Source organism: Dawidia cretensis (assembly GCF_018598175.1).
Taxonomy (GTDB): Bacteria; Bacteroidota; Bacteroidia; order Cytophagales; family Cyclobacteriaceae; genus Ohtaekwangia; species Ohtaekwangia cretensis.
The window spans coordinates 1-18,133 of record NZ_JAHESE010000040.1; the positions used below are offsets into that span (position 1 = coordinate 1).

At 51.9% G+C, this 18,133-nt stretch carries 21 protein-coding genes; 11 read left to right on the forward strand and 10 right to left on the reverse strand.

What is annotated here, in order from left to right:
• From KK062_RS26075 to KK062_RS26110, 8 genes are all read left to right on the forward strand, one after another.
• The coding region (locus KK062_RS26075) for a LytR/AlgR family response regulator transcription factor (RefSeq protein ID WP_254087319.1) at positions 1–831 on the forward strand (831 nt) is incomplete at its 5' end.
• Positions 824–1,477 carry a hypothetical protein gene (locus KK062_RS26080; RefSeq protein WP_254087320.1) on the forward strand — a complete coding sequence of 218 codons (654 nt, stop codon included), beginning with the start codon at positions 824–826 and terminating at the stop codon, positions 1,475–1,477. The genes KK062_RS26075 and KK062_RS26080, both read left to right, overlap by 8 nt.
• A gap of 120 nt (positions 1,478–1,597) precedes the next feature.
• Positions 1,598–1,861: a hypothetical protein gene (locus KK062_RS26085; protein ID WP_254087321.1), complete on the forward strand. Its 264-nt coding sequence runs from the start codon at positions 1,598–1,600 to the stop codon at positions 1,859–1,861.
• A 19-nt stretch (positions 1,862–1,880) separates the two neighbouring features.
• Entirely contained in the window at positions 1,881–2,804 is a 924-nt protein-coding gene (locus tag KK062_RS26090; RefSeq protein WP_254087322.1) for a hypothetical protein, read from the forward strand.
• A gap of 232 nt (positions 2,805–3,036) precedes the next feature.
• Positions 3,037–3,396 carry a fucose-binding lectin II gene (locus KK062_RS26095; RefSeq protein ID WP_254087323.1) on the forward strand — a complete coding sequence of 120 codons (360 nt, stop codon included), beginning with the start codon at positions 3,037–3,039 and terminating at the stop codon, positions 3,394–3,396.
• A 3-nt stretch (positions 3,397–3,399) separates the two neighbouring features.
• Positions 3,400–3,864 (forward strand): hypothetical protein, encoded by a 465-nt coding sequence (locus KK062_RS26100; RefSeq protein WP_254087324.1) that lies wholly within the window; start codon positions 3,400–3,402, stop codon positions 3,862–3,864.
• Between the two features lie 150 nt (positions 3,865–4,014).
• Positions 4,015–4,326, forward strand: coding sequence for a hypothetical protein (locus tag KK062_RS26105; protein WP_254087325.1), 312 nt, complete (start codon positions 4,015–4,017; stop codon positions 4,324–4,326).
• Positions 4,323–5,261, forward strand: a complete 939-nt coding sequence (locus KK062_RS26110) for a hypothetical protein (protein WP_254087326.1) — start codon at positions 4,323–4,325, stop codon at positions 5,259–5,261. The genes KK062_RS26105 and KK062_RS26110 overlap by 4 nt, the downstream gene beginning before the upstream one ends.
• Positions 5,262–5,441: 180 nt before the next feature.
• Here KK062_RS26110 and KK062_RS26115 read toward each other — a convergent pair whose 3' ends face one another.
• Positions 5,442–6,266, reverse strand: coding sequence for a hypothetical protein (locus tag KK062_RS26115; protein ID WP_254087327.1), 825 nt, complete (start codon positions 6,264–6,266; stop codon positions 5,442–5,444).
• 272 nt (positions 6,267–6,538) lie between these two features.
• On the reverse strand, positions 6,539–6,742 hold the full coding sequence (locus tag KK062_RS26120) for a hypothetical protein (RefSeq protein ID WP_254087328.1): 204 nt from the start codon (positions 6,740–6,742) through the stop codon (positions 6,539–6,541).
• Between the two features lie 224 nt (positions 6,743–6,966).
• Here KK062_RS26120 and KK062_RS26125 point away from each other — a divergent pair, with 224 nt between their 5' ends.
• The 3 genes from KK062_RS26125 to KK062_RS26135 are packed head-to-tail and all read left to right on the forward strand — an operon-like array spanning position 6,967 to position 8,434.
• Complete coding sequence (locus tag KK062_RS26125; protein ID WP_254087329.1) at positions 6,967–7,728, forward strand: hypothetical protein; 762 nt, start codon at positions 6,967–6,969, stop codon at positions 7,726–7,728.
• Positions 7,729–7,733: 5 nt separating this feature from the next.
• Entirely contained in the window at positions 7,734–8,159 is a 426-nt protein-coding gene (locus KK062_RS26130; protein WP_254087330.1) for a DUF5675 family protein, read from the forward strand.
• On the forward strand, positions 8,156–8,434 hold the full coding sequence (locus KK062_RS26135) for a hypothetical protein (protein WP_254087331.1): 279 nt from the start codon (positions 8,156–8,158) through the stop codon (positions 8,432–8,434). The genes KK062_RS26130 and KK062_RS26135 overlap by 4 nt, the downstream gene beginning before the upstream one ends.
• A gap of 50 nt (positions 8,435–8,484) precedes the next feature.
• Here KK062_RS26135 and KK062_RS26140 read toward each other — a convergent pair whose 3' ends face one another.
• From KK062_RS26140 to KK062_RS26175, 8 genes are all read right to left on the reverse strand, one after another.
• The gene (locus tag KK062_RS26140) at positions 8,485–9,099 is read right to left on the reverse strand and encodes a P-loop NTPase family protein (RefSeq protein ID WP_254087332.1); all 615 of its coding nucleotides are present in this window, start codon (positions 9,097–9,099) and stop codon (positions 8,485–8,487) included.
• A gap of 94 nt (positions 9,100–9,193) precedes the next feature.
• The gene (locus KK062_RS26145; protein WP_254087333.1) at positions 9,194–10,057 is read right to left on the reverse strand and encodes a hypothetical protein; all 864 of its coding nucleotides are present in this window, start codon (positions 10,055–10,057) and stop codon (positions 9,194–9,196) included.
• A gap of 5 nt (positions 10,058–10,062) precedes the next feature.
• Complete coding sequence (locus tag KK062_RS26150) at positions 10,063–10,359, reverse strand: helix-turn-helix domain-containing protein (protein WP_254087334.1); 297 nt, start codon at positions 10,357–10,359, stop codon at positions 10,063–10,065.
• A 161-nt stretch (positions 10,360–10,520) separates the two neighbouring features.
• On the reverse strand, positions 10,521–11,759 hold the full coding sequence (locus KK062_RS26155; RefSeq protein WP_254087335.1) for a hypothetical protein: 1,239 nt from the start codon (positions 11,757–11,759) through the stop codon (positions 10,521–10,523).
• A 349-nt stretch (positions 11,760–12,108) separates the two neighbouring features.
• Positions 12,109–13,455 (reverse strand): DUF3526 domain-containing protein, encoded by a 1,347-nt coding sequence (locus tag KK062_RS26160; RefSeq protein WP_254087336.1) that lies wholly within the window; start codon positions 13,453–13,455, stop codon positions 12,109–12,111.
• A 3-nt stretch (positions 13,456–13,458) separates the two neighbouring features.
• On the reverse strand, positions 13,459–14,904 hold the full coding sequence (locus KK062_RS26165; RefSeq protein ID WP_254087337.1) for an ABC transporter permease: 1,446 nt from the start codon (positions 14,902–14,904) through the stop codon (positions 13,459–13,461).
• A gap of 5 nt (positions 14,905–14,909) precedes the next feature.
• Positions 14,910–17,213: a TonB-dependent siderophore receptor gene (locus KK062_RS26170; protein WP_254087338.1), complete on the reverse strand. Its 2,304-nt coding sequence runs from the start codon at positions 17,211–17,213 to the stop codon at positions 14,910–14,912.
• 10 nt (positions 17,214–17,223) lie between these two features.
• Positions 17,224–17,919, reverse strand: a complete 696-nt coding sequence (locus KK062_RS26175) for an ABC transporter ATP-binding protein (RefSeq protein WP_254087339.1) — start codon at positions 17,917–17,919, stop codon at positions 17,224–17,226.
• Between the last annotated feature and the right edge of the window lie 214 nt (positions 17,920–18,133).

Genomic DNA, 18,133 nt, shown 5'->3' on the forward strand with positions numbered 1-18,133 from the left:
TCAGTTGTTTATAAGAGACAGCTATACCGACGACTAACCCGAACCTTACCCGCCATGCCGCAAACCCACTCAGCCCTGATTGTAGACGACGAAAGCCACCAACGCAATGCGCTGGCAGAACTCTTGCAACAACACTTCCCGCAGATCACTCCCGTGACCGCGGCAGCTTCCGTGCCGGAAGCGCTTTCCCTCCTGCGCGAGCACCGGCCCCGGCTGGTCTTTCTGGACATCATGCTTCCACCGTATACCGGGTTTGATTTCTTGCAGCAAGCGCCTGCCATCGACTTCGAGATCATCTTCACCACGTCGTTTGAAGAATATGCCATCAAAGCCTTTCGACTGTCGGCCGTCGATTACCTGATCAAACCCCTGGTGTTAGAGGAGCTCCAACAGGCGATCGACCGATTCACCGAAAAAAACAGCGCAAAGATCAATATAGACCACCTGGCGTTGCTCATGGAGAATATCCAGGCCAGGAACCAACGACCAAAAAAGATCGCGCTGCCAACCCTTACCGGCTATATCTTTGTGACGATAGACGACATTGTTCGCTGCGAATCCGACAACACCTACACTACCTTCTACCTCATCAACAAGGCCAAAGTAATTGTCTCAAAGACCTTAAAAGAGTGCGAGGGCTTGCTGTCGGATTTCTCGTTTTTCCGCGTACACAACTCACACCTGGTAAACCTGGACTACATCCAGGAATATATGAAAGGCGAAGGCGGTGTGATCAAAATGACGGACGGCTCGCACGTGGACGTGTCACGTCGCCGGAAAGATGATTTTGTGAGCTGGTTCAAAGGCGGGAAACTGAAAGCCAATGTCTGACACGCTGCTGTCCGTCTCCCTTTATTTTATCCTGATCCCAACAGCCGCGAGCCTGTTAACCCTCCGGCACTCCCGGCTATCGGCAGTGATGTTTATGCTTTTTGTACTGGGCATCGTTACCGAGCAGATCATGCTACACGACCGGCCGCTGGGCGAGCAGGTCATCTTTGATGTATACTGCCTGGCCGAGTGCGCCATCTTCCTCTGGATCGTGCTCGCGCCACACGATGGCCCGTCGTATCGCCGGTTTCTGATCGGACTGCTCTTGATTGTATTACCGTCGTGGCTATTCTTTATTTTTATCATACCCACTCCCCTCCCCGTCAACGGCCAGTACCTTACCGGAAGTGGACTCTTTAACAGCCTCTACCAGGTATGCATCGCCTACATGGCGGCCGCAAAACTTCTGAAAATAATTGAAATGACGCAGACGCCCTATGAGGCACCGATCTTCTGGATCGTGTTGGGGATCTTTGTGTATTGCTTTGGCACCTTCTTCGAAATGATCTTCCTGTGGAAGAAGCTGCTCGCGCAGGAGATCTGGTACATCCACAATATCATCAACATTGTCACGTATATCATCTACTCCATAGGCCTGGCAAAAGTCTATGAACAAAAGAAACACGTCCAAAAACCGTCACCATAGCTCAGTCACTGCCCGGGTTCTCATGCACGACGCCAGATTCTGGTCGGCGACTGCCGGCTACTGATTGGTGATACCGCGCGCCTCCGTCCGCCCCTACTTTCGCATCACGAACACACCGATATGGCAACACTACGAGCAAGCATCTACGCGGAACAAGGAAACGTCACCCTGCTGTTAAATGCAAAAGTTATCCTCATCGCCACGGGAGACTGTGAAGTCGCGTTAAAGAAAAACTCTGAATACGTTATTCAGTGGTTTGCCGACGGTCAACCGGGCAGCTCGTATACCATTACGGTATGGTCTCCGCCGGAGGCGGGGTTTCAACTGACCCGGGTGCTGGGCGAGACCGGTAAAGACTTCGGTGGAACACGCTTTAGAACATAAACCCTTTAAATAAAATGATATGAAACAGACCATCTTTATTCTCTTTCTTAGCTGCCTGACCTTTTACGCTTGCCATAGTCAAGACAAAAAGAAAGGCGTTGTTGCACCCGACCCTACCCATGTCGACGGAAAAAATACCAGACTGACTGAACAGGATATGGAAAATCTCAGGAAAAAGTCAATAGGAATCAGTCTGGACGAAGCGTTGACAGACATTTCGAATCTACTCAAAAATCCCGACCCATCACTCCAGAAATTGGCAGGCCATGCCATAGGAGGTATATTTTGTGTAAAGGACTTTTTCCCGCCCGCCGCAAGTGACACGCTCGGTGTCCTTATGTGGTACTGTCTGAATGAAACCACGCAACCAACCACTTACCCAAAATTCTTTCTAAGCATCGAGCAAATCGGAGAGCGTCAGGTCGACTCCACGCTGACACCAACCAGGAAAGTGCTTCAACTGCCGTCAAGATCGTACCCATATGAAGGCCGTGGCAAAGATACCGCGGCTGTGCATGCGTTCCTGAAAAAACTTGACGATATCCCTGCCTGCACAACTGGGCTAACCAACGTGTTTCCCAACATACCAACGCAGCAGACATACATAACAGAATACAGAAATTACGTAAGAGTCAACCCCAATACCAGGGGTAGGGAGCATACTGACATGGACTGGGCCTACTTTCAAAACAATATCGACAGCGTTGTTAATAAAAAAACACTAACACATCTCATCACCCAAGCTCCAGACATACGATATATACGTTATTTCTTTGGATACAATAGCGGGAAACAAGGTCTGAACACCATCCGCGTCATCCTCTTCGCCGTTGATGACAAAGGAAGAACCATCACTCAAATCAATGATAAGGGAAAAGCAAAGGATGCTTATATTGTACAAAAATCAATCCCTCCTGTAGGGCTACTGTCTACCAGTAGGTAAGTAAACGATATCGAATAAAAAAAGGGTAACTACAATCAATAGTTACCCTTTTTTGTTTAATAGCTTTTAAGAGGTAAACGCAGTCCCAGCCGTTTTCTCATCCGGTCGACCAATTTCCAATCCCCTTCTACCGTCTTCTAGTTCCACCTCGCTTTACGCTGGCCTCCGCTATACTTTTATTCCGTGATCGACAAAAAGTCGATAAAAAAATAACCTTTAAAAGTAAATGTATATGCAGTACCCCACAGTCTTCCCCGGGCAAAAGCTCGTCATCAAAACATCGTTCTCCTGTGCCCACGAGAACCATATCAGTGTACGCGACTTCGTCTCCGGCAACGAACTATTCAATTCCAACAGTCACTTTGGAAATGCCAGACAATGGGAAGGTCCCGTCAACACATCCGACCAACCCATGATCTACACGATCGCGTCCGCGCACAAGAACACACCACCCAATGGCCGCGAGCCCTGGTATCCCAGCGCCGAACGCATCGTTTTCGCAGGTCCGGACAGCAAGATCATCGGCTACGAAGATGGCAACGACGGTGATTTCAACGACGCAGTGGCAACAATTGTATGGCTAAAAGTATAGTGTATGAACACCTTCGCAGTCATCCCTGTAGACAATTTCCTGGCGGGTCATTGGATCTTGGTATTTTTGCCGACCGAATTATTTATCATCCTGTTATTCTATTTCATGCGCTGGCTTAGAAAGGACGGGTTTAAGCTCGCCGAAGCTCTTTCGGTCGATCCCACGGATCAGCAAGCGCAACAACTTCAAACCGTAGCACTCGCACAAGCGCCCCCTGCCAATGCGGCAGGAGCAGCCCAACCACCACAGCCTCAGCCTGTGGTGAAAAGAAGCAGCAGCCGGCTGGCGGCCTTTTTATCCGCGATCGCCGCGATCGTCATCGGGATCAGCATTACTACATGTTATGCCTACTCCGCGCTAACAGAAGTAAAGGCAAATATCCCCGACTTCCAAAATTTGTGGCCTGTACTCGCCTCATTGGGCATCGGTGTAATTCCCTATGCCACGAAAGTGATCAACGAAAAATAGGTTTTGGATGACGCCCATCGACATTGGCATTCTAATCCCAGTGCGATGGGCGAGTTCCAACCTCGCCACAAAATATCCCCACTATATAAACTCCTAATTATGGAACATCGCATAAAAATTACTGTCGAAAACTCAAGTCAAATAAACAGCGTGACTTTCTTCATAGCTCCCGTCGAGCGGTCGGATAACTGGAACCGGGAGAATGCATTCTCAAAATTCTGGATCGATAACTTCATCGTGGAGTCGGGCACTGATTCGTTGACATTCCGCCTGGACGTGACAGGTTTTAACCACACCAACGGCACATATACCATCGAACGGTTCCAGGGTCAGGGCTTCCAGGTCATCGACTCCGGCACATATGACATTAAGCATGGCGGAAAATGCTCGATCACCAAAACGATCGATCTTCGCAGAAGCCATCTCCAAAATTCTCAAATCCATCCAACCGTATTGGCATGAAACTACCTACTCTTCTGCTCTCATGTTCTATGCTTATTTGCACGAACACATTTGCTCAAACAAATATCCTTCAAGACGATGATGGAAAGTCTTCGCTTAGTATCCTGGGCAAAAACAGCGACGCGCACACACTTAACATCAATGCTGTCGATAAAAGTATAGCATTTGTGCTCAGCAAGAACAACGTCAATCGCGACTTTTTTATAGGTGGCGGTCAACTCAAAGTCTCCGGAAAGGACGGCAAATTTCCAATTCTGAAAAATGGAGTTGCTAATTTTCAATGTGATGTTAGCGGTTCCGCCTATTGGTTAATCCGCGAAACCTTCACCTTTTTTTATATTACTGGAAAGGGTGGAGTTGGTCGTATCCTAACGATCAGTCAACCGGCACCTACAGATACCATTCTGACAAATACTAAAACCTCCATCGGTCGTTCAGTCCAGATCGGTTTCAATCGCCTTTCTTTAGCGACGGGTAAGGGTGATTTCCTCGCCAATCTCGTTGCTGGAATCGCCGTCGAAATGGGTAAAGGTGACAATGTCAGACGTATCGACAAGTTTGAATATCGTGAGATTCAGTATACGGGAACCGACAAAGACGGAAAACCAACGCAAGTGACGAAGGAGGTAAAAGAGGGGTATGCGAAAGATGCCTTCAAAAGAAACGAATCCTTTGTTAGTACCATGGCGGATATCGGCTACCGATTCAAGAATGTTACAGCTGCAGTACATCTTCGGTGGGAGTCTTATCGCGACGACGGCTTTCCGACCTTATTTAGTCCAGGGGTAGGAATCTACCTCACCGAGCTGCACAAACCAACGAAAGCCGTTGTCGGCGTACAATTCTTTGTAAAAGATATTGATGACGTTCAGGAAAAAAAGACAGACACGATAGAGCGAACGTCTATAAACATGGTGATAGGATTCAAATTTTAGCAAGCTTGCGCCAGATACTATTGCTGGCGCAAGTAAATTCTGAATAAACGTTCGATATACACAGATTATACTTTGTTTAATACGTCATACTTTGTTTAGCACGTCACTTTGCTTAGCACGTCAATGTGTAGATATATTCTACAATTCTGAATTAATTCTGTAGATAATCTGAATTCCATATCATCCCATCGCCAGCACCTTTGCCGCGCCTACCCTCCTGGTCTGCAACACCGTTCCATCGCCCAGAAACATACCATACCGTATTCCTACCGACAACATCACGCTGAATTCCAGCTCGGGTGGCCGTTGGGGAAACCGAATCTCTAACGTAGCAGCATCGGCCGGCACTCCTGCCGGCAGCCACGCCGTGGAAGCCATCACAGGCGCGTAGGTAGTATCAAACCACAGTGGCGTAACGTACTTCTTCAGCTCGGCGTCGAACTCCGCGTCCGGCACAATGCCCAGCACGACGGTAACGCTATACATCGATTGGTTGTCCGCGGGGTAAAAATTGACTCCGGGCAATAGCTCCGGCACCGCTATACGCGCCGACAGACCGTCCCGGTCGATGCTTGCCGTGATCGTGCTTCGAATCGTCAGATCGAACAGCGAGGCCTTGCCGTTCAACGAAAAGCCCGCCAGGAGCTGTGGCATGTGTGACAGGCGGATCGCGCGCTGACCGAGCTCGTTCGCGGTATCGCGCCGTTGTACCTGCAGCAGGTATTGATTGAGCTTGGCGCACAGACTCTGATCCGCCAGCGCCCGGTTCGGACCGAACATCATGCGAATGGCTTTGCCTGCCACCGAGCATCCGCCGAGCTCTTGCCCATAGCGCCGCTGCACGGCGAACTTCACGTCGTTTTTTACCATGGCGCGGGACGGTCCACCCTTGCGCCGGAGAATGATCTTGTCACTGCCTTTCTGGGTATAGGCCGTAACGTTGCCCAGACCACCGATGAATGTAATGCCGTTGAGGTATGCCATGGCCTGAAAGTACCGGCTCAAACAAGAGAAAGTCAAGCCGGAGCGTGTATATATTTTTTATAGCGCGGAACCATCTAAAGCACACTGATATATACCGGTATACACACATGAACCGAACATAAACCACCGATAAAGCGACGCCCCTTATATTGGCTCATCTATGCTTTATCCATGCTATATCTTTGGAATATCTATGCTATAGCGACGGCTTTGCCCCGGCGCATCAGAGCCATTCATGACACGGTAGCTTACTATCCTACTACCTCAACCATGCGCATACCGGTATATACCGGTCACTTCTGTATTCCGAGGTGCCGGGCCACATCTTCCTCCGGCAAACCGGTGTGCCGGCAATATTCCTGAATAGAAACGTGCTGGCGTGGTTGTTTACCGAGAGACTTGCGAACGCCGGCCAGGATCGCACGCGATTGTCGTTCACTCCGCCCTGTGATGCGTTCGATGTCCTTTGTACTCAGAATGATCCGGTTCAGACTCATGATTCGAATATACAATTTTCACAGCATAAATATATACTATACCGTCCATTCTGCGCCGGCGAAAACAGGAAATAACAGGAAATTATATACCGAAAGCGGCGTAAAACGGCAGTGCACTTTTTTATCCTCCAGATCTTTCATGCTGTTTTGTGCTGTTGTTGCAACGACGGCTTACCCCGACTGTGCCTGACACGAGGGAACAAAAAACAAATAATACTATACACATGGCAAGACAAGATGGAATCATCAAACTGAAAGGTCAACTGGGCGGCATTTCGTTTTACAAGTCGTCCCTGAACGGACACCTGGCGCGGCAAAAAGGCGGCGTCGATGCAAAACGTATGCAAACCGATCCGGCCTTTGCACGCACCCGCGAGAACGGCCGTGAGTTCGGCCGCGCCGGCACCAATGCGAAACTGCTGCGCACGGCCTTCCGCTCGCAGCTGCTCAGCACACGCGACGGCCGCATGTCGAATCGACTCAGCAGCCTGTTTAACGCGGTGATCAAAACCGACGAGCTCAGCCTGCGCGGTGAGCGCACGGTCGTCAACGGCGACATAACGTTGCTCCGCGGCTTCGACTTCAACGAGACCGGCAAGCTTACGCACACCTTCTTCGCGCCGTATACCGCGGACGTGGACAGTGCCGCCGGCACCGTGACGATCGACGCGCCGGCGTTCATCCCTACCGACATGATCGCCTACCCGGACGGTGCTACGCACTTCCGGCTGGTGGTCTCGGCGGCAGAGGTCGACTTTGCTGAAAACGCGTACAACGTCCAGTCGCTGGAAACCGAGGACATGTTGCTCAGTGCAATAGCGGTACCGCCGGTCAACCTGGTGCTGACGATGAGCGAGGACAACACCGATCCGCTGTTTGTGGTGCTGGGCATCGAGTTTACGCAGCTGGTCAACGGGCAGATGTATACGCTTAACAACGGCGCGTATAATGCTTTGTCGCTGGTCGCCGTCGAACCCGGAGCATAGGCAGGATGGAGCTGGCACTGATCAGGACAAAATACCCTGACGGAACCAATGGGGAGTTTCGATATGAAAGCAACTTGATTTGCTACGCCATCGAGCTCCCCTGGCTCCTGAACAGGCGCAACGTGTCGTGTATACCCGATGGCCGCTATCGGCTGCTATCGCGGTATTCGCCGAAACACAAGCTTCACCTGTGCGTGACCGATGTACCCGGTCGCAGCAGTATCCTGCTGCACCCGGCCAACAACGCGAAGCGTGAGCTGCTGGGTTGTATCGCGCCCGTGCTGGAACTGACCGGCCCCGGCCAGGGCCGGCAGTCGCGGCTGGCAAACGAGATACTGAAAAGCCTGGTACTGCCCGTGATCCACAGCGAAGAAGTGTGGTTGACAATTTCTTCTACTCCAAGTCAAATTTTAAACGAACAAAAAAAATGAACATTCTTGAACGCGCAAAAGCGCCAACCCCTAAATTCTTTCGCGTGCTCCGCACCATAGGCCTGTCGTTATTGGCAGCCGGCGGTGCGCTGGTCGCAAGTCCCATCGCAGTGCCCGCCGTCGTGGCCACCGTTGCCGGATACCTCACCGTAGCCGGCGGTGTACTCGCAGCCGTCAGCCAGGTAACGGTGAAACAGAGTGACGGTGAGAGTGAGAGCGAGAGCGATGATGATCCGGAACAAGATGATGATCTGGAAGAGGACAACCTGTATTAAATGACGAAAGGCCGTTCCCGAAAGGAGACGGCCTTTTTTTTCCATTGATTTTACTTTCCACGCTTGTCGGGCGCTTTTTCATCAAACGCTATCAGGTTCATTTGTTCCCGCAGCCGCGACCGCACGCGGTCGCCATACGTTTTCTCCAGCGTGCCCGCGGACAGGTTGGTCGTGATATGCGTAACCATCCCCTGGCTGGCGTACAAGTCATGCCGGCTTAACAAGATCTCGCCCATGACATTGCAGTCATTGCCGAAATATTTGAAGTTACGCTCCGCCCCGAGATCGTCGAAGCAATAGATCTTCGGCGTGGAGCCGTTGTACGAAAACTTGCTGTACCGGCCGATCACTTCGTACCCCTCTTGTATAAAATCAAGGCTGACCTCGCGACACGGCCGTACGGTATAGTTACGACCGGGACCGGGGATATAGTTCATCAATGTCATCAAGGCCGTCTTTCCACAGCCGACGGGACCCGAAAGCAGGATGCCCTTCGCCAGGTCGATGCCGAGTGTCGTAGCCTCCCCTTCCAGCTGCAGGAAATATACCAGCAGTTTCCGGATGACGGGATGATCTTCACGTCGGATGTGAAAAGACGGACCAAAGAGCTTTTTGCCGTGTCGATCCAGGAACGACACGCACCAATTAAAATCAAAATTTTTCATGTAGGTAGGGAATCAGCGTGAGCGCGAGTGTGAGCGCGAAGAAAAAAAACAGAACACCATCTTCGCTCTCGCGCGCACACGCACGCACACTGTTTTATAGGGGTTCTGAGTAATTTTGCGGGCCCGGTGAAGCCAACGAACCGGGTGTCGGTCCGTTGTGCGGGTTGAAGCGCGGTGCGTTCAGGATCCAGTGCCGGGCCGCCGATCGCCAGTTGTGTACCCTTAACTTCTCACTTATTTTCCAGCCTTTGGCTGCGTAGTAGTGGTAGAATTTTTCGGCTTCGACGCGTGTGCTGTAGAGTGAGGCGAAGAAAAGATAGACGTCGTCGAGGCCGCCAGGGATGGCTTCGGGTCGATCGCCGGCAGGTCGGTCGCCGGCCCCGCCCCCCCGGGTGTTATTTTTTTCTTCCGCGCCGGGCGTCTGCACCGGATGGGTAAAATCGTTACCGAAATCTGAAATTGGATGGGCTTGCTCATTATCATTTAAATTGTTTTGAATGTTTGTATTGTTTATATAGTTTATATTATGTGTACCCCGCTTGGTATCGTCGCTGGACTCACCTGTGGGATCACGCTGAGGCTCACGAACGTCACTCGTCAGTGGCCTGTCGTCGGGCTCACCATTGGGCTCACATTGTGTCTCATAAACGTCTGCATTTTTTCCACCATCAAACCTGCGCATCAACACCAGGCAAGGCTCAAAATGATGGCGGGCCGGCTCGTATGAAAAATAACCCCACTCGGCCAGCTCCCGCATACATTTAGCATACGTCTTACGCGTCCGAATTTTAGAACGTGCCATGAGCTCATCGCGGTAGATCCGCATGGGATTCTGAAACCGGTGCTCATTCCACGTTTGAAACAAAGCCCAGTATAAGCACATATGGTATGTCTCAATCCGACTATCGGCTTCGAGCTTGTACATGATCGCCCGAATGTGTTTGACAAAGTTTACCATAGCGTTTAGGCGTTAACGACCTGCTGAGAAGCCAGGAAGTTGTTGATATCACTTACGCGCAGGTATAAGAGTCCCTCGACGCGTATCGAAGGCAAGCCGGTTTTACGAAGCTTGTACAAAGTGCTGGAAGAAATCTGCATAAAGCGACAGGCCTCTTCCGGGCGCAGGTAGTCAGGTGGTGGCGCATTCGGTCGCTGGGCCACCAGGGTCTGTACTTCGTCGAGCAGGTCTTTGCGTAAATCGCGGTACAGTGCTGCGCGGACTGCCTGCAGCTCATCGGTTGTTAAAGGATGTAATGACATATACATGGATTTAAATATGTCACCAAAATACTGCGGGGCGATACTGCCGCGCCAGCGGTAAGGAGGGTAAAAAAAATTACCCCCCCTTTACCCCCCGCTGTAAAAACGCCGGAACAAGGCATTTTGAACACCGGTATAGCATACTTTTCCTAAAAATATCTCTAACTTTTTTCGCCCTTGCGGAACGCTTCGATCTGGCGGAGAATTTCATGGCATAAATCGGATGCGTATCGACAGGCAGCTTCGGAGGGATTGTTGAACGCTTCTATAACACTTTTCCACGACGGCGCTTTGGCACACGGTGTCGAATATTTCGCGGCGACATGTCGACAGATCTCGCTGACATTGGTCTCTCTATAAAACTTACTTTCAAACAGAAACTTGTAAAATCCTGAAGCGTTGTCAACAGACAGCGCAATGTCCAGTCGCTCCTTCCGGGGCACGTCCTTCTGTGGTATACGATCCTGCCGGGGCTTTACTTTTATCGATGTCTCTGCCAACGTCTGATGATACGCATATTCCTCGTCCATCCATGTCATCAGCCGTGTGTGAAGCGCTTCGTTCTCCGGTAGCAATGCAATTTTCCGTGTAGGGCGGGCATCCATAATCAAGCGACGGTAATGCTTTGTACGGACCGCGTATTCTTCTTCTGCCGACTCACCCCGGTCCAGCTCCGTCGAAATGTATCGCATGCAATAATCCAGGTATTGATCTTTATTGAAGTTATAGCGTATCAGCACATGCAGCAAAGCCTCTTCGGTATCAGCAGCCTGGGTACGTGTGAGATCCTGCAGCTGGCTCCACAGGCCGCGCAGGTATAGCCACTCGCGATGGGTCAGTAGCGGAAACCGCTCCGGCATGATTACTTCGCAGAACGGCTGAATCACGACGTCGCGCAGGTATTCGGAAAGCTCATCCTCCCGAAACCAGCGGAAGATAGCGTCCATCTCATTCGAGATTTTTTCTTTCCACACTTCGCGCTGACCGTCGCACAACGGTATACCGTAATCAAACTGTTTCGGGTAATGATGTTCTATATACTCCAGGAGTCCCTCCAGTTCTTCAAACAGGTGGCTCGCGGGCGAGCAACGGTATATTCCAAGATTTTCCCGTACCTGCTGGATTTCCTGGGCTCCGCCCCGCGCAACGACTACATTGATCAATTCCATCAGCTTCTGCTGTACCCGCCGGACATGGTACCGGCAATCATACTGCTTCGACACGCGCACTAACAACAATTCTTGTTTTATACGCTCGATCTCCAGGTGGAGCGTATTCCTTACATGCCCCATATCCTTGCCGGAGCCTTTTGCATTCCGTTTGGGTAATAGATATTTATGCACCAATTCTGTCAACGACGCTAGAACCTGAAGGAGTGCAGGATTTGTAGAATCTTCCATACAAACAATACTTTAGCATACGGGACGACTGACAGTCATCCGGTTGAGTTAAAAAAATAAAATAGAGGATCGGTCGTCCTTCGACCGATAGGTTAAAAAAAATTATGAATGGATATTATCTTACCGATATACCATAACGATCAACATTCGGCGGAGCGAGGTCTTGCGAGTAACGATACAGTTGAGACATCATATAGTTTAGGGTTTAAGTGACAACAGCTATAGGGGTCTTCTATTTTATAATGTCAATTATACCCGAAAATTTACGAATATCATCTATGCGTGTATGTTTATTTATACTTTTACAACGTTACCGGCCGGTGATTCACCGGCCGGTATATATTTTTTACTAAATAGCGTAAATTTTTCGAGAACGGAACCAGGTCCATCCCAGCAGCACCACGATGATGACGACCAACGGTAGCACCAGGGGAATCCAACAAACGGTGTCCCTGGGCGGCAAATATTGAGGTTTAACGGCTGCCCAGTCTTCGTTTTTCACGGCGGCGCTTTCAAAGATCTTCGGATAGAAATACAGCCGGGTTCGCTCGTGAAACGTAGCGGTACTGTCGAGCAAGCGGATATAGTCGATCAGGCTGGTTTGGGCCAGGTCATTAAAATATAGCTGGGTATGCAGCGTGGGAATGGCGAGCGCCAGAGAACGACTGGTCTCTTCCCGTTGGAGCATCTTTTCGCGCATGGCACGGCTGTCTGCGCGCGCCTCTTCGTCCCCCATTTGCTGCATGGCGTAGTACCACAGCCAGTGGAAGGTCTCGTCAGGAACGCCGTATTTGGTAAACTGGGGATATCGGGCGTAAAACTTGTCCAGCGTAACTTTCTTGTCCTGGTCCCACTTTTCGTGGTAACCGTCGCGTTGTTTGACCATGGTACGGAGCGACTCGGGCACCGGATGCAACGTGGCAACGAGGTTGTTGACCGACGCCGGCAACAGGATGGTCAGCGCCACCCAGATGGCCAGCAGCGTCAGCACTGTAAACCCCGAGCTCTTTTTAAAGAGCGCCAGCCAGAAGGTCAGGGCAAACCAGCATGTACTATAGAGTACGCTCAGCACGACAAACGCCAGGAATGACTCCCCGGGGGGTATGGAAAGGATGATCGCCGCCACCAGCAGTAAAAAGAGCAGGAGCCCGTAAAGAAAGAGCGCCCGGACCAAAAACTTCGCCAGCAAAAATTGAAAGGCCGAACGCGACTGTACCACGATGGTCATCCAGGTACCCGACTCCCGGTCTTCCGACAGGATATTGAAGGTGAATGCAATGATGACCAACGGAAATAAATAGAGGATAACAAACCCGAGGTCGAGGTTTCCCGATTGGAGCTGAACGGGATTCGTCAGGTCGGTGTCATACTTCTGCCCCTCCAGCGTACGGATGGTAATGCTCTGAATACCGGGGTTAACATCGCGTTGTCCGATGGACAGCGCCGACAGCTGATCGGGGGGACTGATGAGGGAAAATTTGAGATAATAAAGCAAGAGGCCCATCTCGTCGTGGGCAGCGACGTTGCGTGCGATATGCTCACGTTGATGTTCCGTTGCCTGGACGATCCGTTCCTGCTGCTGCGCCAGAAATTGTTTTCCCATCAGGATCGACACCAACCCCATGACCAGCAACAGTGCCAGGGCGCCGACCGTGATGCGCGACCGGATAAATTGTTTTATCAAGAGTCTATACATAGCTCAAATTGCTTTTAGTGTTTTTGACAGACGACCGACCCACCAGCAGGAGCCTACGCTCCACAGCAGCAACGCCAGCGCAGAAAACCATGCGCCGCGCAACGACGCACCCAGGGCGATTCCCTTCGGTTTAAAGTCGGGCAGCTCCTTCCAGTGATCGTGGCTGATGGCGAGGGGTTTATCCTGCGGCCCCGGTTTCCGGTTGCTGATCAGCGTCATCTGTAGTGCATTCATTTCCTGCGCCATGGTATAACGATAGGCTTCGGCTTCCCCCTGAAATACTTTATAGGATTCAACGTCCGTTCCGGAAAGCGCCATCGAAAGGTTCCGGATGGCGGTAAACGGATTGACCAGGGCGGCGGCCGTGGTCAGGCTGTTCTGTTTGTCGTAGAGACGAGTCAGTGCCTGTAAATGCTGTTGATAGATCTGCGCGCTGATGCGCTCGCCCTCGCGCATTACAAACCCGCTATAGTTAAAGGGAAGATGCTCGACCGAGTCTACTGCATGTCTGCGCAGCACCGAGTCGCGCAAGTGTTTGTAATGTGGATCGTCGGGGTTGTGGCTATCGCCTTGTTTCAGCACATCCTCTTCGATCGCGGTTTCAAACGCAACCCGGGAGGGTGCCGGGAAAAAGTAGCTTCCCAACGCCTGCGAGGTTCGGGGAAGCAGCACGGCCAGCAGCAACCACACCCCTAACAGCTTCATCAACGCTGCTTTGGACGAATGGCTTCCCGCCGATACGGCTACCGTGATGACACAGGCAATCGCGCTAAAAAGAAAATACGCCAGGGCTAGCCCGGCGAGTCGCCCCACCAGGTCCAGGTCAACGGAAACGTCCGAGGCGATCAACAACAGGGCGGCACAAAAAAATGCGGGAACAACAATGACCATCGCGACGGCGAACAGTCCCAGGGACTTCCCGGTCAGGATCTCGCGCCACCGCGCGCCCTGCGTTAACAGGATTTTCAATGTGCCATTTTCGCGATCGACCGAGACCACACCGAATCCCAGGAACACGATGATCAACGGTACGATCATCTGCAGCAGCATGGCCAGGCTGATCTCGCCAAAACGGAGCAGCCCGGTTGAAAAGCTTGCTTCTGAAAAGTTAATTGTGTTTTGTTTGTGGGCTTCCAGGTACACGGCATTGCCGGTGAAGCTCTCCAGCCCAAAATCAAACAGGCTCAAGGGGTGTTTGATGCGAAAGGCGAACGTGCCGAAGTGCGCCATGCGGTGGGGATGTTTGTCGGGATTGTCCTCCCAGCGCTCGCGGGCTACTCGTTGATAGTGCTCACGCATGTCGTTTTGAACGGTATACATTTTCCACCCGCTGTAGGCCGCGTAGCCGATCATAAGGAACAATATGACCAGCACGCCATAGATCGCGCGCGAATGGAAGGCATTCTTCCAGCTTTGCCGCGCTAATAATACTACGATAGAACGGTTCATGGGTGTTAGAATTTATAGGTGGCTGTCAGCATAAAATTTCGCGGCGCCGCGGGAAAGAGCCGCAGGTAGTTTTGCGCGCCGATCCAATAGGTGGTATTCAACACGTTGTTGACATTCAATGCCAGCTGCATGTTGGCCTTTGACGGCGTATAGTATAACGCCAGGTCCAGAACGGTATAGTCGGGAACCTCGAACGCCCGTGTGAACCAGGGCACTTTTGCGCCGCTATACTGCACGCCCAGCCCTACCCCGATGTCGCGCAGCGCCGCCTGCGAAAAGTTGTAGCGCATCCAGACGCTGGCGCTGTTGACCGGGGTATTCTCTTTGCGTTTGCCATGAAGTGTCTCGTCATCGTCTTCGATGATACGCGCATCGATATGACTATACGACGCGGTGAGCTGCAGGCCCGGCAACAGGTAGCCGGCAAGCTCCCACTCGACGCCGCGGCTGCGGTCCGCGCCACGCTGCACGAGTGAGTCGGGATACTCCGGGAGGTTTGCGTTGATGAGAATGTTTTCCTGGTTGATCTCGTAGGCGGCCACGGTCATGGTAACGCTCCCCTCGAAGAATTCGCCTTTGGCGCCGAGCTCTTTCAGATCGCTGATGAGCGGCTTAAACCGCGCCGGGGAGTTGGGATCCCAAAAGAACGCGCCCGTGCTGGGCATGAGCGAAACGGTATTGGATTGTGGCTGATACCCCTCCAGGTACGTTGCATAGACATGGATTTGTTTGATCACCTCATAGGTGATGCCCACCCGTGGTATCCAGGCTGCGTTTTCAAATGAACCTTCGCCGGGCGCCTCGTAATTTGTGATATCTTCAAACCACTCCCGGCGCAGGCTGAGCAACGCCGACCATTTTCCGATCTTCACATGCTCTTGCAGATAGACGGCATCGGTGCGCGTCATGGCCGACGGTACGGCCGTGCGGCCGTTGAGCACGTAGTCGTCTACGTTGCGGATGGTATACGACGGATTGTTGAGATTAAAATTGGGCACATTTGGCTTCGGCAACGTTTTACCATCCACCGTAATGGTTTGATAGCCGGCGGCATTCGCGGGGACGAACGCATTGGCAACGGTTCCATCGGTGAGCAGGTACCCCCGTGCAGAATTCTGGCCGCCCCCCTTGCTTTTGTTCCAACGGCTGAGGTCGTATCCTGCCAGCACTTTATGCTGTACCGTGCCCGTAGTAAAGTCGACGGTAAAATAGGCGTTCAGATTGTCGGTGTTCCAGTATTGCTGCCGTTGAACAAACTGCATGGTGGCCAGGTTGCTCATCGATTGGTTGTCGATGTCTACGGCGAACGCATTGGTGGTGCGATGCTCCTGGAGATTTTCGGTCCAGGTCTGTTTCATATAGGACACGTTCACCCCGATCTTCTCCGTGAACTTGTGACTTACGCCGGTCATGACGATGACTTCCTTGGATTTAAAAAAGTCGTTGGCGGCGCCCAGGTTCAGGCTGATCGGCGTACTGTTCAAATCGGTTACGCCGGCGGTAGCACCAAAAATGGGCTGTCCCCGGTCGAGCGTGCCGGTGCTGTTGCTGAAGATCATTTCTGCGTTGATGGCCGTTTTGTTGTCGGGTATATAGCTGATCGATGGCGACACCAGCAGCGCGTTGTTTTTTACCAGGTCGCGGTACGACCTTCCTTGTTGCAGACCGGCGTTAAGCCGGTAGAGAAGCGTTTTCGATTCGTTCAGCGGACCGGTAAAGTCCAACGTGGTGCGCAGCGTGCTGAAGCTGCCTACGCTCATGGCGACCTCCCGGCGTTCGGTCGCCAGGGGCTTCTTGGTAACCATATTGATGCTTCCGCCCGGATCGACACTGGAGAACGTTACCGATGCCGGCCCCTTTAACACTTCTACCCGCTCGATGTTGGATGTGATCGGCTGCAGAAAGTAATACTGCCGCGTACGCATGCCGTTGATGATCTGTCCTTCTTCGTTTTGACTGATGCCGCGGATGTTGTACTGATTGTAAAAGCTCGACGGCGCCACGCCGCTGACGATCTTTACCGCATCGGCCAACTGAAACGCCTGCCGATCGGCAATCAGCTCTTTCGTAATGGTGGAGAGCGCTTGTGGAAGCTCCTGATTCCGGATGGCGGACCGGGTAGCGGAAAACGAATAATCGCTTTGATAGTCGCGGTCTATTCTTCCCACCACTTCCACGGTTTGCAGCTCATGGTTGATCAGTACAATCGTGTCGGGATCGACAACCTGCTCCGTCGCGCGCGTCTGCCCAAAGGCCGGAACGCTGAGCGTTGCCAACGGTATTAACATACAGTATACTATTCTATTCATAGCGGTGGACTTAAATCGTTTCGAGGTATAATTGTTGGAGCTGGTTGGCCGTGATGTCGCGGGTAACACGTTCGTGCACCAGGCGGCCCTCCTTCATGATGCCGATGCGCGTGCCGACGTTCACGGCATTAAAAATGTCGTGGGTAGCCATGAAGATCGATTTACCTTCCGCGACAAACTCCTGGCAGAGCACCGTAAACTCCGCGGTTGCTTTGGGATCCAGCCCCGACGTGGGCTCGTCCATAAAGATCACATCGGCCTTTTTCGCCAGGGCGATGGCGATGCCCACTTTCTGGCGCATGCCTTTGGAGAACGTCGACAGCCGCCGGCTGTGCGCCTCCTCTTGTAAGCCCGCCTTGCGCAGAAACCGGGTCAGCTCGCCGGAAGTATAGGTAAACCCCGCCAGCCGGCTAAAAAAATCCAGGTTCTCCTGTCCCGAGAGGTTTCCATAAAGCTGTACCACTTCGGGGATATACGCGATCATTTTATTCGTTTGCGCCCGATGGGACTGTACGTCTTTTCCATTGATGAGCGCCTGCCCGGAGGAGGCCTCGAGAAAACCGAGGAAGATATTGATCGTCGTGGTTTTACCCGCGCCGTTCTGGCCGAGCAAACAGTATACTTCATTTTTGTCAACCGTGAGGTTGACCTGGTTTAATACCGGTCGGGCATCAAACTCTTTGGTGAGATTTATAGCGTGTAGCATATACATAAAAAGTGACAAGGATGGAATACGATTGACAATACAGAACCCCGCCCTGCAGGTCAACTGACCCGCTGGTGCGCATTAGCGTTTGCCGGAGGATGTATCAGGGAATAGCCTACCGAAATGGAAGAATGAACGGCAGGTTCGGAAGGTCAGGCTCGCGCAGGAGGTGCCCGCGACGAAGACAGGACAGCCCAGTAGCTGTCTAAACGTT

Coding starts and splice junctions, on each gene's coding strand:
- KK062_RS26080 (WP_254087320.1), top strand. CDS start 824: ATGTCTGACACGCTGCTGTCCGTCTCCCTTTATTTTATCCTGATCCCA.
- KK062_RS26085 (WP_254087321.1), top strand. CDS start 1,598: ATGGCAACACTACGAGCAAGCATCTACGCGGAACAAGGAAACGTCACC.
- KK062_RS26090 (WP_254087322.1), top strand. CDS start 1,881: ATGAAACAGACCATCTTTATTCTCTTTCTTAGCTGCCTGACCTTTTAC.
- KK062_RS26095 (WP_254087323.1), top strand. CDS start 3,037: ATGCAGTACCCCACAGTCTTCCCCGGGCAAAAGCTCGTCATCAAAACA.
- KK062_RS26100 (WP_254087324.1), top strand. CDS start 3,400: ATGAACACCTTCGCAGTCATCCCTGTAGACAATTTCCTGGCGGGTCAT.
- KK062_RS26110 (WP_254087326.1), top strand. CDS start 4,323: ATGAAACTACCTACTCTTCTGCTCTCATGTTCTATGCTTATTTGCACG.
- KK062_RS26120 (WP_254087328.1), bottom strand. CDS start 6,742: ATGAGTCTGAACCGGATCATTCTGAGTACAAAGGACATCGAACGCATC.
- KK062_RS26125 (WP_254087329.1), top strand. CDS start 6,967: ATGGCAAGACAAGATGGAATCATCAAACTGAAAGGTCAACTGGGCGGC.
- KK062_RS26130 (WP_254087330.1), top strand. CDS start 7,734: ATGGAGCTGGCACTGATCAGGACAAAATACCCTGACGGAACCAATGGG.
- KK062_RS26135 (WP_254087331.1), top strand. CDS start 8,156: ATGAACATTCTTGAACGCGCAAAAGCGCCAACCCCTAAATTCTTTCGC.
- KK062_RS26140 (WP_254087332.1), bottom strand. CDS start 9,099: ATGAAAAATTTTGATTTTAATTGGTGCGTGTCGTTCCTGGATCGACAC.
- KK062_RS26145 (WP_254087333.1), bottom strand. CDS start 10,057: ATGGTAAACTTTGTCAAACACATTCGGGCGATCATGTACAAGCTCGAA.
- KK062_RS26150 (WP_254087334.1), bottom strand. CDS start 10,359: ATGTCATTACATCCTTTAACAACCGATGAGCTGCAGGCAGTCCGCGCA.
- KK062_RS26155 (WP_254087335.1), bottom strand. CDS start 11,759: ATGGAAGATTCTACAAATCCTGCACTCCTTCAGGTTCTAGCGTCGTTG.
- KK062_RS26160 (WP_254087336.1), bottom strand. CDS start 13,455: ATGTATAGACTCTTGATAAAACAATTTATCCGGTCGCGCATCACGGTC.
- KK062_RS26165 (WP_254087337.1), bottom strand. CDS start 14,904: ATGAACCGTTCTATCGTAGTATTATTAGCGCGGCAAAGCTGGAAGAAT.
- KK062_RS26170 (WP_254087338.1), bottom strand. CDS start 17,213: ATGAATAGAATAGTATACTGTATGTTAATACCGTTGGCAACGCTCAGC.
- KK062_RS26175 (WP_254087339.1), bottom strand. CDS start 17,919: ATGCTACACGCTATAAATCTCACCAAAGAGTTTGATGCCCGACCGGTA.